This window comes from Modestobacter sp. VKM Ac-2985, assembly GCF_026967925.1.
In the GTDB taxonomy this organism is placed as follows: Bacteria; Actinomycetota; Actinomycetes; order Mycobacteriales; family Geodermatophilaceae; genus Modestobacter.
This window is the reverse complement of record NZ_JAPVBI010000003.1, coordinates 659,918-672,028: the sequence shown is the minus strand read 5'-3', so window position 1 is coordinate 672,028 and position 12,111 is coordinate 659,918. Positions and strand designations below refer to the sequence as shown.

Annotated in this window: 11 protein-coding genes; 6 read left to right on the top strand and 5 right to left on the bottom strand. The window is 73.5% G+C overall.

Annotated features, from left to right (window positions below; translation table 11 throughout):
• Positions 1-41: 41 nt before the first annotated feature.
• Complete coding sequence (locus O2V61_RS19190) at positions 42-635, bottom strand: hypothetical protein (RefSeq protein ID WP_269184869.1); 594 nt, start codon at positions 633-635, stop codon at positions 42-44.
• A gap of 174 nt (positions 636-809) precedes the next feature.
• On the opposite strand from O2V61_RS19190, the gene O2V61_RS19185 reads away from it, so the two are divergent.
• Positions 810-2,087 (top strand): HupE/UreJ family protein, encoded by a 1,278-nt coding sequence (locus O2V61_RS19185; protein ID WP_269184868.1) that lies wholly within the window; start codon positions 810-812, stop codon positions 2,085-2,087.
• A 30-nt stretch (positions 2,088-2,117) separates the two neighbouring features.
• On the opposite strand, the gene O2V61_RS19180 is transcribed toward O2V61_RS19185, so the two are convergent.
• Genes O2V61_RS19180 through O2V61_RS19170 form a run of 3 tightly spaced genes read right to left on the bottom strand, consistent with a single transcriptional unit; the run spans position 2,118 to position 5,385 of the window.
• Positions 2,118-2,960, bottom strand: a complete 843-nt coding sequence (locus O2V61_RS19180) for an SDR family NAD(P)-dependent oxidoreductase (protein ID WP_269184867.1) — start codon at positions 2,958-2,960, stop codon at positions 2,118-2,120.
• Positions 2,957-3,895, bottom strand: coding sequence for an alpha/beta fold hydrolase (locus O2V61_RS19175; RefSeq protein WP_269184866.1), 939 nt, complete (start codon positions 3,893-3,895; stop codon positions 2,957-2,959). The genes O2V61_RS19180 and O2V61_RS19175 overlap by 4 nt, the downstream gene beginning before the upstream one ends.
• Positions 3,892-5,385 (bottom strand): flavin-containing monooxygenase, encoded by a 1,494-nt coding sequence (locus tag O2V61_RS19170; protein ID WP_269184865.1) that lies wholly within the window; start codon positions 5,383-5,385, stop codon positions 3,892-3,894. The genes O2V61_RS19175 and O2V61_RS19170 overlap by 4 nt, the downstream gene beginning before the upstream one ends.
• Positions 5,386-5,495: 110 nt before the next feature.
• Here O2V61_RS19170 and O2V61_RS19165 point away from each other — a divergent pair, with 110 nt between their 5' ends.
• The 3 genes from O2V61_RS19165 (at position 5,496) to ppsA (ending at position 10,182) form a co-directional block, all read left to right on the top strand.
• Positions 5,496-6,728, top strand: coding sequence for a PucR family transcriptional regulator (locus tag O2V61_RS19165; protein ID WP_269184864.1), 1,233 nt, complete (start codon positions 5,496-5,498; stop codon positions 6,726-6,728).
• Between the two features lie 125 nt (positions 6,729-6,853).
• On the top strand, positions 6,854-7,753 hold the full coding sequence (locus O2V61_RS19160; protein WP_269184863.1) for a pyruvate, water dikinase regulatory protein: 900 nt from the start codon (positions 6,854-6,856) through the stop codon (positions 7,751-7,753).
• A complete protein-coding gene (gene ppsA, locus O2V61_RS19155; RefSeq protein ID WP_269184862.1) occupies positions 7,750-10,182 on the top strand; it encodes a phosphoenolpyruvate synthase in 2,433 nt (810 codons plus the stop codon). Before O2V61_RS19160 ends, ppsA begins: the two co-directional genes overlap by 4 nt.
• Positions 10,183-10,198: 16 nt before the next feature.
• Here the strand turns inward: ppsA and O2V61_RS19150 are convergent, their stop codons facing one another.
• Complete coding sequence (locus O2V61_RS19150; RefSeq protein WP_269184861.1) at positions 10,199-10,489, bottom strand: MSMEG_0570 family nitrogen starvation response protein; 291 nt, start codon at positions 10,487-10,489, stop codon at positions 10,199-10,201.
• A gap of 185 nt (positions 10,490-10,674) precedes the next feature.
• Here O2V61_RS19150 and O2V61_RS19145 point away from each other — a divergent pair, with 185 nt between their 5' ends.
• Together O2V61_RS19145 and O2V61_RS19140 are read left to right on the top strand one after the other, a co-directional pair.
• The gene (locus tag O2V61_RS19145) at positions 10,675-11,517 is read left to right on the top strand and encodes an amidohydrolase family protein (RefSeq protein ID WP_269184860.1); all 843 of its coding nucleotides are present in this window, start codon (positions 10,675-10,677) and stop codon (positions 11,515-11,517) included.
• 34 nt (positions 11,518-11,551) lie between these two features.
• A complete protein-coding gene (locus O2V61_RS19140; protein WP_269184859.1) occupies positions 11,552-12,109 on the top strand; it encodes an MSMEG_0572/Sll0783 family nitrogen starvation response protein in 558 nt (185 codons plus the stop codon).
• Positions 12,110-12,111 lie beyond the last annotated feature (2 nt).

Genomic DNA, 12,111 nt, shown 5'->3' with positions numbered 1-12,111 from the left:
GCCCCTGCACGCCGGCCGGGTGCAGGGGCCCCGGTCCGGGGTCAGGCGGACAGGCCGGTGTAGGTCGGCGTCGCCTCCTCGCCGTCCCAGGTGACCCGGAACTCGAAGGCCGTCTCCAGGTCGGCACGGTACTGGTCGGCCTCCGCCTCGGTGATCGTGCCGTCGGCCAGCAGCGTGTCGATCGCCACGGCGTACTTGTCGACCATGCCGTCGATGAGCTCCTGCGGGTCGATGCCCAGGTCCTCGGCGACCTCGTCCAAGCCCTGCCCGGCGTCCATCCGGACGTGCAGCTCCTCGTGGGTGATGCCGAGGACCTCGTCGAGGACGTCCTCCACCGGCTGGTGGCCGCGGTGCAGGTCCAGGCTGGGGTCGCCGTAGGCGTCCTGGACCAGCTCGACCAGCTCCTCCTCGGTGGTGACCGAGGAGACGTCGACCGACCCGCCGGGGCCGCCCTGGCCGCCGCCGGGCATCCCGCCGCCGAAGCCGGCCTCCTCGGGCGTCGAGTCGGTGGAGCTGGTCGACTCGGTGGAGGTGGTCGACGTGCTGGCGGTGGCCGCGTCGTCGGTGGTCCCGCAGGCGGCCAGGGGGAGGGCGAGGGAGAGAGCCAGGGCGGCCACGGTGGTGCGGATCTTCACGGGGGAGTCCTGTCGGTCGGGGTCGTCGTGGGACGACCGGGTGGTGTGCCGACCACGCTGGACGGGCCGGCTCTGCGCTCGACCTGTGCCGCCTGTGTGCTCGCTGAGTCCTTCCTGGACGACCCACACGCCGTCCTCAGCCCGGGCACAGCCGAGCCGGACACGGTCGACGGCATGACGACGCGTCCCACCCGTGCCCTGGCCGTGACCGCCCTGACCGGCGTGCTGGCCGGGGGCCTGACACTGCTCACCGCCGGCGCCGCCCAGGCGCACAGCCTCACCAGCAGCACGCTCGCCGTCCGGGTCGGCGAGGAGCAGGTCGAGGCGACCGTCTCCGTCGCCGCCGACACCCTGGACGCGGTGCTCGGCGGCTCGCCGACCGACGCCCTGGTGAGCAGCTACCTCGCCGAGCACCTGACCGTCACCGGCACCGACGACAGCACCTGGACCGAGACCTGGTCGCCGGTGGTGCGCGAGACGGTGGAGGGCATCGACTCCTACCGCGTCGACGTCGTGCTGGACCCCGGCGGCGGCGACCCGTCGGTGTTCACCCTCGCCTACGACGGCGTCCTGGAGGTCGATGCCTCGCACGAGGCGGTGGTCGTGCTGACCGACGCCGCCGGGGACGTCTCCACCGCCGGCGTGCTCACCGCCACCGACGACAGCCTCACCATCGGCGACGCCGGGAGCCTGGGCACCGGGCTGACCGACATGGTCGGGTACGGCCTGCACCACGTGCTGGAGGGCGCGGACCACCTGCTGTTCCTGCTCACCCTGCTGCTGGTCGCACCGGTGGTCGCCGTCGCCGGCCGGTGGCGGCGCGGGGACGGCGTGCGGCCCACGCTGCGCTCGGTGCTGGCGGTGGTCACCGCCTTCACCGTCGGGCACTCGCTGACCCTGCTCGCCTCCGCGCTGGGCTGGGTGACCGCGCCCAGCGCGCCGGTCGAGGTGCTGATCGCGGTGTCGGTGGGCGTCGCCGCCGTGCACGCGCTGCGCCCGCTCGCCCGCCGCGGCGAGGTGCTGGTGGCCGGGGGGTTCGGTCTGGTGCACGGGCTGGCGTTCGCCGGCATCCTCACCGACCTGGGACTGGGCGGGGCGACCTCGGTGCCCGCGCTGCTGGCGTTCAACGTCGGCGTCGAACTCGCCCAGCTGCTCACCGTCGCGCTGGTCTTCCCCTCGCTGTACCTGCTCTCGCGCACCCGTTGGTACCCCGCCGTCCGCACCACCGGCGCGCTGATCGCCCTGGTGGCCGCCGCCACCTGGGCGCTGGACCGGCTCGGCTGGCTGGCCGACCCGCTGGCCGGGGTGGAGGAGGCACTGGTCGCGCACCCGTGGTGGGTCGTCGCCGGCCTGGCCGCGCTGGCCGCGGTCGCGCGCGTGTCCGCGCCGGCGGTGGGGGAGGAGCACGTCGCGCCGGTGTCCGGCCGTCGAGTTCCCGCCAGGGTGCCGTGACCGTCCCGCCGCTGGGGCAGCCGACCCGGATCAGTCGCGGAGCGCCCGCCGCTGGACCAGGGCCGCCAGCCGCGGGTAGGTGGCGGGGAGCAGCCGCACCAGCAGGTCGACGACCTTCGCGTCGGTGCCGACCAGCACCCGGGAGCGGCCGGCCTCCACGCCGTCCACGATGACCCGGGCCGCCTGCTCGGCGGGCATCCGCAGCAGCTTCTCCTCGTACATCCGCGCCCGGGCCTCGTCGTCGGCCGTGACCGTGCCGTGCTGCCGGGAGTGCGCCAGCGCCGCGGCCGAGATGTCGGTGCGGACGCCACCGGGGTGGACCACGGTCACCTGCACCGGGTGCCCGGCCACCAGCATCTCGCTGCGGAGCGCCTCGGTGAACCCGCGGACGGCGAACTTGCTCGCGCTGTAGGCGTTCAGCGACGCCTGGCCCATGACCCCGTTGAGGCTGGACACGTTGACGACGTGCCCGTCCCCGGAGGCGATCAGGTGGGGGAGGAACGCCTTGGTGCCGTGCAGGACGCCGAAGAGGTTGATGCCCAGGATCCGGTCGTAGTCCGCCCACTCGCTGTCCAGCACCGTGCCGCCGCCCGCGACCCCGGCGTTGTTGTAGACCTGGTGCACCACGCCGAAGTGGTCGGCCACCGTGGTGGCGTACGCCAGGACGGCGGCGCGGTCGGCGACGTCGAGGACGGCGCTGTGCACCTCGGCACCGAGTGCCCGGGCGCGGGCGGCGGTCGCGGCCGACCGGTCCGCGTCCACGTCGGACACCGCAACGCGGGCACCGCGCCGCACCAGTTCGAGGGCCAGCTGCCGGCCGATGCCCGACCCGGCGCCGGTGATGACGGCGACCTTGCCCTGCACGCTGCTCATCGGGGGTCTCCTGTCGGTGCCAGCGGCGCGAGCGGGGCGCCGGTGCTGCGGGCGAGGTCGGTGGTGAGGTCGACGAGCTGGTCGACGACGCCGGGGGCCAGGTGGTGCCCCAGGTCGGGGAGCTCGACGAACCGGGCGCCGGGGACGGCGGCCGCGGTCGCCCGGCCGCCGCTCGGGTGGACCATCCGGTCGGCCGACCCGTGCACCACGAGGGTGGGTGCGGTGATCCGCCGCAGCTCCGCCGTCCGGTCGCCGGAGGCCTGGATCGCGCTGATCTGCCGTGGCACACCGGCCCGGGCCCGCGCCCCGCCGCCCCGCTCCCACAGCCCCAGCGCCCAGGTCCGCTCCAGGTCGTCGTCGGGCAGGGCGGTCGGGGAGCCGATGTGCCGCAGCAGGGCGAGGTGGCGCTCGACCGACTCCTCGACCGTGCGCGCCGGCGCCTGGGCCAGCCGCGCCAGCGTGGAGCGGGCCGGCTGCCCGATCCGCCGGTTCCCGGTGGTGGAGAAGATCGACGTCAGGCTGGCGACCCGGTCCGGGTGTCGCGCGGCGAGCGTCTGGGCGATCATGCCGCCCATCGACATGCCGACCAGGTGGGCGCGGTCGACGTCCAGGTGCTCGAGCAGCCCGTGGGTGTCCGCCGCCATGTCCGCGAGGTCGTAGGCGTCCGGCCGTGGCCGGGCCAGCAGCTGGCGCAGCCGCCCCGGGGACCGGGTGCCGATCACGCTGGAGCGGCCGATGTCGCGGTTGTCGAGGCGGACGACGCGGAAGCCGGAGCCGGTGAACCCGTCGACCATCCGCTGCGGCCAGGAGGTGAGGTCCAGGCCGAGGCCGGCGATGAGCAGCAGTGGGACGCCGTCGTCCGGGCCGTCGGTCCGGTAGCAGAGCCGCGGGCCGGCGGGCAGGTCGACGAACCGGTCCAGGTCCGCGGCGCTCACGCGGCCACCTGCTCGGCCGCGCCGCTGCGGGTGAAGACGAGCTCCGGGTCGACGACGCTGTCGGCCCGGAGCAGCTTGACGTCCGACCGGTAGTCCATCGACGTCAGCCAGGGCATCCGGTCGCCTTGTCGCGGCAGCTGGTGGACGGCCCGCTGGACGTAGCCGGCGGCGAAGTCGAGGAACGGTCGGGTGGGCATGTCCGGGTCCCGGGGCTCGGGGCGGACGCTGTCGTACCCGTGCGCGTCCAGGTGGCTGAGCAGCCGGGTGAAGTGCTCGCAGAGCAGCCCGATCTTCAGCGTCCAGGAGCTGTTGGTGTAGCCGACCGCGAAGGCGAGGTTGGGCACGCCGGACAACATCATCCCCTTGTAGGCGATGGTCTCCGGCAGCCGCACCTGCCGGCCCTCGACGGTGAACCGGATCCCGCCGAACGCCTGCAGGTTCAGCCCGGTGGCGGTGACGATCACGTCGGCCGGCAGCTCTCGACCGGACGCCAGCAGCACCCCGGTCTCGGTGAAGGTGACGATCCGGTCGGTGACGACCTCGGCCCGGTCCTCACGGATCGCGCGGAACAGGTCGCCGTCCGGCACGGCGCACAGCCGCTGGTCCCACGGGCCGTACGGCGGGTTGAAGTGCTCGTCGACCGGATAGCCCGCGGGGAGCTGCTTGGCGTTGACCCAGCGGATGAGCTTCCGGGCCCGCTCCGGGTGCCGCTGGCAGAACTGCCAGACCAGCCGGCCCGTGGCGATGTTCTTGCGGCGGATCAGCGGGTGGGCACGCTCCTCGCCCAGCACCCGACGCAGCCGGTTGGCCAGCTTGTCCTCGGCCGGCACCGGCATGACGTAGCTGGGCGTGCGCTGCAGCATGGTGACGGACGCCGCCGTCTCGGCCAGCGCCGGGACGAGGGTGACCGCGGTGGCCCCGCTGCCGATGACGACGACCCGCTTGCCCGCGGTGTCCAGCTCCTCGGGCCAGTGCTGCGGGTGCACGATCTGGCCGCCGAACCGCTCGCGCCCCTCGAAGTGCGGGGTGAACCCCTCGTCGTAGCGGTAGTAGCCGCCGGCGACGAACAGCCAGCCGCAGGTCAGCGCCGTCCGCTCGCCGGTGTCGGTGCGCTCCACCTCGACGGTCCACCGCGCCTGCTCCGACGACCACGCGGCGGCGACGACCCGGGAGTGGAAGCGCACGTGGCGATCGATCCCGTGCTCGGCGGCGGTGCCGCGCAGGTAGTCGAGGATCCGGTCGGCGCCGGCGATGGACTGCGGGTCGCGCCACGGCGCGAACTCGTAGCCGAAGGTGTGCAGGTCGGAGTCCGAACGGATGCCCGGGTACCGGAACAGGTCCCAGGTGCCGCCGGTGGCGCCGCGGGCCTCCAGCAGCGCGAAGGAGCGCTGCGGGTGGTCGCGCTGCAGGTAGTACGCGGCGCCGATGCCGGAGAGGCCGGCGCCCACGATCAGGACGTCGAGGTGCTCGACGGGGGTCGGGGTGCTCATGTTCGCTCCAGGTCAGCAGGGACGGCGCTGTCTCGACTCTCCGTGCCGGGACGGCGTTCTGCCAGCACGATCCGCACCGTCCTCGGCCCGTGAGGGTGCACGATGAACCGGTGACCGCCGAGTGGCCCACCCCCTCGCCGGCCGTCCGGGAGCTGTTCCGGCGCGGCGCGGAGCTCGCCCTGGACCCCCGGGCCGAGTGGGTCGCGGAGCTGCACACCGCGGCGTTGAGCGGGTCCGGGATGCGCCCGGTCGCCGAGGACCCGGTGCTCGCCGAGGGGGCCCGTCGGGCCAACCGTGCCAACCTGCTGCGCTGGGCGGCGGCCAACGTGCAGCGCCCCGGGGAGCGGGTGACGGTCGACCTGGGGCCCGAGGTGCTGGAGGGGGCCCGGGACCTGGTCCGACGCGGGCTGGACCACCGGGGTTTGGACGCCTACCGCACCGCCCAGGCGGTCGCCTGGCGTCGGTGGATGGACATCTGCTTCCAGCTCACCGCGGACACCGCCGAGCTGCGTGAGCTGCTGGACGTGTCGGCGCGGTCGATCAGCACGTTCATCGACGACACCGTGGCCTCGGTCTCCGCCCGGATGGCCGCCGAGCGCGCCGAGCTGACCCGTGGTGCGCACGCCGAGCGCCGCGCCACGGTGTCGCTGCTGCTGGAGGGTGCGCCGCTGTCCCGGGCCCGGGCCGAGGCGCAGCTGGGCTACGGCCTCACCGGACCGCACACCGCCGTCGTCGTCTGGAGCGACGCTGCCGGCGCTGGTTCCGACCAGCTGGAGGCCGCAGCCGAGGCGGCGATGCGGGCCGGCGGTGCGGCCCGGCGGTTGACCGTGGTCGCCGGCGCGGCCGCACTCTGGGTGTGGCTGCCGATCGGCCGTGCGCCCGAGGCGGACGCGGTGGCCGCCGGGCTGGCCGCGGCCCCCGACGTCCGGGTGGCCGTGGGCCGACCGGGGGCCGACGTCGAGGGCTTCCGGCGCAGCCACCTGGACGCGGTGACCACCCAGCAGATGCTCGACCGGCTCACCTCACCCCAGCAGGTCGCCCGCTACGAGGACGTGCAGCTGGTGGCGCTGCTCACCAGCGCTCCGGACCGGGTCGAGGAGTTCCTCACCGACACCCTCGGCGGCCTGCTCGCCGCGGATGCGGTCACCCGGGACACGGTCCTGGTCTACGTCCGCGAGCTGGGCAACGCCACCCGGACGGCGGCGCTGTCGTTCACCCACCGCAACACGGTGCTCCGCCGGCTGGCCCGGGCCGAGGAGCTCCTGCCGCGGCCGCTGGCCGAGAACACGATCGCCGTCGCCGCGGCGCTGGAGGTGCTGCGCTGGCGCGGCGACAGGATCTGACCGGGCGGCGACCGGCGCCGTCCCGGTCGGCGCAGCCGCGCAGGTGCGCGGGAGGCCGCCGACGGAGGATGCTCACCGAAGAGCTCGCTTCTCTCTGCAACGACGCGGAAGACCAGAGGTGCTGCATGACGGCTGACCTGCCGGAGCACGACCCGGACGCCGTCGTCCCGGTGTTCTTCCTGTCCGACAGCACCGGGATCAGCGCCGAGACGATGGGCAACGCGCTGCTCATCCAGTTCCCCGACGTGCACTTCGAGCGCACTCTCATCCCGTTCATCTCCTCGGTCGAGGAGGCCCGCGAGGTGGTCGCCCAGCTCGACGAGGCGATGGAGGGGCCGGTCACCCCGCTGGTGTTCACCACCGCCGCGGTCGACGAGGTGCGCGAGGAGCTGCTGAGGACCAAGGCCCCGATCATCGACTTCTTCGGCATCCACATGGACCGGGTCGAGGAGCAGCTGGGCACCCGTGGGTTGCGGGAGGCCCGGAGGCTGCACGGGGTCGGCGACGTCCGGCGCTACAACAGCCGGATGGCGGCGATCGAGTTCGCCATCGAGCACGACGACGGCCTGAGCCCGCGCGGACTGGACCGGGCCGACGTCGTCCTGCTGGCGCCGTCCCGCTGCGGGAAGACGCCGACCGCGATGTACCTGGCGCTGCAGCACGGCCTGTTCGTCGCCAACTACCCGCTGGTCGACGAGGACCTGGAGACCACCGACCTGCCCCGCCCGGTGAAGGACCTCCGGGACCGGTGCTTCGGGCTGACCACCACGGTCTCCCGGCTCAGCCGGGTCCGCCAGGAACGGCGCCCGGACTCCCGGTACTCCTCGGAGGAGCAGTGCCGCTACGAGCTGCGCCGGGCGACGGCGATGTACGAGACCCACTCCCTGCCCACGGTCGACACCTCGGCGGCCTCCGTCGAGGAGATCGCCGCCGTGGTGATCCAGACCCTGGCCCGGCAGCGGCGCGGCTCCGACCGCCCACAGTCCGGCCACGACCTCCGGCGAGGAAGGACCCCCCGACCATGAGCACCGACACCACACCCGAGGCCCCGCCCGGCAGCACCGCAGCAGCGAGCAGGGACGACGGCGACAACGTCCGCTGGTTCGCCCAGCTCGGCCTCGGCGACCTGGAGGTCGTCGGCGGGAAGAACGCCTCGCTGGGCGAGATGATCTCCAACCTCGCCGACGCCGGGGTCAGCGTCCCCGACGGCTTCGCCACCACCGCCGCGGCCTACCAGCGCTTCCTCGGCGACACCGGGCTGGCGGCCCGGATCGCCGAGCGGCTGCGCACGCTGGACACCGACGACGTCCGGGCGCTGTCCGCCGCCGGCACGGAGATCCGCCGGGAGGTGGTCGAGCAGCCGTTCCCGCCGGCGCTGGAGGCCGACATCCGCGCCGCCTACGAGGAGCTCGCCGGGGACGACGCCGAGGCCTCCTTCGCGGTGCGCTCCAGCGCCACCGCCGAGGACCTGCCCGACGCCTCCTTCGCCGGCCAGCAGGAGACCTTCCTCAACGTGCGCGGCATCGACGCGGTGCTGCAGGCGGTCCGGGAGGTCTACGCCTCCCTCTACAACGACCGGGCGATCGCCTACCGGGTGCACCACGGCTTCGACCACGAGTCGGTGTCGCTGTCCGCCGGCGTGCAGCGGATGGTCCGCTCCGACGTCGGGGCCTCGGGCGTGCTCTTCACCATGGACACCGAGTCCGGCTTCTCCGACGCCGTCTTCATCACGTCCGCCTACGGGCTGGGGGAGGGCGTGGTGCAGGGCGCGGTCAACCCGGACGAGTTCTACGTCTACAAGCCCGCCCTGCGCGCCGGGCGCCCCGCCGTCCTCAAGCGCGGGGTGGGGGAGAAGGCCACCAAGATGGTCTACACCGCGCACGACGAGGTCGGCCGGACGACGGAGTTCGTCGACGTCGACCCCGCCGACCGCCGGAAGCTGTCCCTCACCGACGACGAGGTCCTCGAACTGGCCCGCCAGGCGCTGAAGATCGAGGAGCACTACGGCCGGCCGATGGACATCGAGTGGGGCAAGGACGGCCTGACCGGGCAGCTGATGATCCTGCAGGCGCGGCCGGAGACGGTGCAGTCGCGCGCCGGCACCACCTCCGCGCGCTACCGGCTCACCGGCACCGGGGACGTCGTGGTCGAGGGGCGGGCGATCGGGCAGAAGATCGGCGCGGGCGCGGTCCGGGTGCTCACCGACATCGACGAGATGGACTCCTTCACCCCCGGTGACGTGCTCGTCGCCGACATGACCGACCCGGACTGGGAACCGATCATGAAGCGGGCCTCGGCGATCGTGACCAACCGCGGCGGGCGGACCTGCCACGCGGCGATCATCGCCCGCGAGCTCGGCATCCCCGCCGTCGTCGGCACCGGCACCGCGACCCGCGCACTGCACGACGGCGACCCGGTCACCGTCTCCTGCGCCGAGGGCGACACCGGCCTGGTCTACGCCGGCGAGGTGGGCTTCGAGGTGGCCGAGACCGAGCTGGACGCCATGCCGGCGATCCCCACCAAGATCATGATGAACGTCGGGACGCCGGAGCAGGCCTTCGCCTTCTCCCGGCTGCCGCACGCCGGGGTCGGGCTGGCCCGGCTGGAGTTCATCATCAACCGGCAGATCGGCATCCACCCCCGGGCACTGCTGGAGCTGGACACCCTGGACGCCCCGCTGAAGGCCCAGATCGAAGAGCGGATCGTCGCCTACCCCTCGGCGCGGGACTTCTTCGTGCAGCGGGTGGCCGAGGGCATCTCGATGATCGCCGCGGCGTTCGCGCCCGAGCCGGTGATCGTGCGGATGAGCGACTTCAAGTCCAACGAGTACGCCAACCTGCTCGGCGGCGAGGCCTACGAGCCGCACGAGGAGAACCCGATGCTGGGCTACCGCGGGGCCTCGCGGTACCTGTCGGCCGACTTCGCCGACTGCTTCGCGATGGAGTGTGAGGCGCTGCGGTACGTCCGGGACGAGATGGGGCTGACCAACGTCAAGATCATGATCCCGTTCGTCCGGACCGTGGCGGAGATCGAGGGCGTGGTGCGCCTGCTCGGCGAGCACGGCCTGCGCCGCGGGGAGAACGGCCTGTCGGTGGTGATGATGTGCGAGCTGCCGTCCAACGCGCTGCTGGCCCACCAGTTCCTCGACCACGTCGACGGCTTCTCCATCGGCTCCAACGACATGACCCAGCTGGTGCTCGGCCTGGACCGCGACTCCAGCCTGGTGGCCGGCAGCTTCGACGAGCGCAACCCCGCCGTCCTCGCCGTGCTGGAGATGGCGATCAGGGCCTGCCTGGAGCGCGGCAAGTACGTCGGCATCTGCGGTCAGGGCCCCAGTGACCACCCCGACCTGGCCGAGTGGCTGGTGGCCCAGGGGATCGAGTCGATGTCGCTCAACCCGGACACCGTCGTCGACACCTGGCTGCACCTGGCGAGGACCTCCCGCCCGGCCTGACGGCCGGGGCCGGCGCTCAGCGGCGGAAGCCGGCCACCCGCACGTCGCCCTCGCCCGCCCGGCCGCTGAGCCGGGTGGCGGTCGCCTCGACGGCGGCGAGCGTGGCCGCCGCCCGCGTGCACGGGAACCCGTAGCGGGCCCGCACCCGGTCACTGGCCTCGGTCATGGCCTGCCGGGTCAGCTCGACGAACTCCCCGAGGGGGTGGACGCCGCCGGGGGAGAACACCTCCTCCACGATCGTGGACGGCGAGTACAGCCACTCGCGGGTCCCGTCGGGCCACTCGACGTCCATCTGCACCTCGGGCACCCGGGGAGTGTGGCCGACGCGGCGGCCCGGTCCCCACCCGGGACCACGCCCTCGGCCGCGCCCCGGTGACCCACGCCACGCGGGGCAACCGCGCCGACATCAGGGTCGCCGGGACGCCGCGGTCGGCAACAGGATCTGTTTCCGGACGTCACCACCCGGACACGCCCGCCGACCAGCCTTCTCCCATGACGAGGTGGGCACCGGCTCGGGTGCACGACGCGCACCGGCACCTCGGCGTCCTGCCCGCCCACCCCTTCTACGGCGGGCCCGCCGTCCACCCGGACACCAGTGCCCGCGCCACCATCGCCGAGCTGATCGCCGACCTCGACCGGGAGGGCACCGAGCGCGCGCTGGTGATCCCCAACTACGGCGTACCCGACGTGACCGCGTCCTTCGCGCTCAACGAGCTGGTGGTCGAGGCGGCCCAGCGGGACGACCGGATCCGGGCCGGGCTCTGGACCAGCCCCCGACCCCAGGACGCCGTCGCGACGGAGAAGGCGCTCGCCCTCGCCGGTGAGCACGGCGTCACCGCGCTGAAGCTCTCCTTCCTGCTGGGCGGCCGGGTCGACGCCGCCGACTGCCGCCCCCAGCTGGACGCCGTCTTCGCCACCGCCCGGGAGCACGGCCTGGTCGTGCACGTGCACACCAGCCCCGGTGCCGCCAGCGACATCGACCAGATCGGCCAGCTGGTCGACCGGTACGCCGACGACGTCGCCGTGCACCTGGTGCACCTGGGCGGGGGGATGAGCGGGCACATCAAGCTCATCGGCTCCCGCTTCTTCGACTGGATCGCCGCCGGCAAGCGCGTCTACACCGACACCAGCTGGGCCATCGGCTTCGCCCCGCGCTGGCTCGCCGCCGAGATCGAGCGGCACGGCGCCGGCCACGACCGCGTGCTCTTCGCCTCCGACCAGCCCTGGGGCGACTTCGAGGGCGAGCACGCCCGCCTGCTGGCGGCCACCGCCGGCACCGAGCTCACCGACCTGGTCTTCCGCCGCAACTTCGAGGCGCTGCACGGCCTCGACTGAGCACCACCACCGTCCCGAGAGAAGGAGCGCCACCATGACCCAGACCCTGCCCGCCACCACCGGTACCCCGCTGATCAGCGATGCGGACCTCAAGGCCGCCCAGGACACCAGCAGGAGCGAGATCGCCCACCCCTCGCTCGCCAAGGGCAGCAACCTGTACGGCTCCACCAAGATCTTCCCGGACTACCAGGCCGGCGAGGGCGAGTCCTACTTCACCCTGGTGCACGGCATCGCGCACGAGTCCTCGGTCGCCTTCGTCGCCTGCCTGCAGGCCCTCCGGGCACTGCGCAAGGGCTACGAGTCGGTCCTCTACTTCTACGGCCCGGGCGCGATGAACGCGATGGCCACCCGCGGCTTCCCGACCACCGGCGACTCGGCCTTCCCGGGCGAGCAGAACATCAACGCCCAGATCGAGAAGTTCGTCGAGGAGGGTGGCACGGTCTACGTCTGCCGGTTCGGGCTGAGCCTGCACGGCCTCCGCGAGGAGGACCTGATCGCCGGCACCATCCCGTGCCACCCGCTGGACGTGCAGGACGCGTTGATCCACTACGCCCGCAAGGGCGCCATCATCAACAGCACCTACAACCTCTGACC

What these genes read in the sequence shown, in the direction of transcription:
- O2V61_RS19180 (WP_269184867.1), bottom strand. Translation starts at nt 2,960, where the DNA reads ATGAGCAGCGTGCAGGGCAAGGTCGCCGTCATCACCGGCGCCGGGTCG.
- O2V61_RS19145 (WP_269184860.1), top strand. Translation starts at nt 10,675, where the DNA reads ATGACGAGGTGGGCACCGGCTCGGGTGCACGACGCGCACCGGCACCTC.
- O2V61_RS19185 (WP_269184868.1), top strand. Translation starts at nt 810, where the DNA reads ATGACGACGCGTCCCACCCGTGCCCTGGCCGTGACCGCCCTGACCGGC.
- O2V61_RS19160 (WP_269184863.1), top strand. Translation starts at nt 6,854, where the DNA reads ATGACGGCTGACCTGCCGGAGCACGACCCGGACGCCGTCGTCCCGGTG.
- O2V61_RS19140 (WP_269184859.1), top strand. Translation starts at nt 11,552, where the DNA reads ATGACCCAGACCCTGCCCGCCACCACCGGTACCCCGCTGATCAGCGAT.
- O2V61_RS19170 (WP_269184865.1), bottom strand. Translation starts at nt 5,385, where the DNA reads ATGAGCACCCCGACCCCCGTCGAGCACCTCGACGTCCTGATCGTGGGC.
- ppsA (WP_269184862.1), top strand. Translation starts at nt 7,750, where the DNA reads ATGAGCACCGACACCACACCCGAGGCCCCGCCCGGCAGCACCGCAGCA.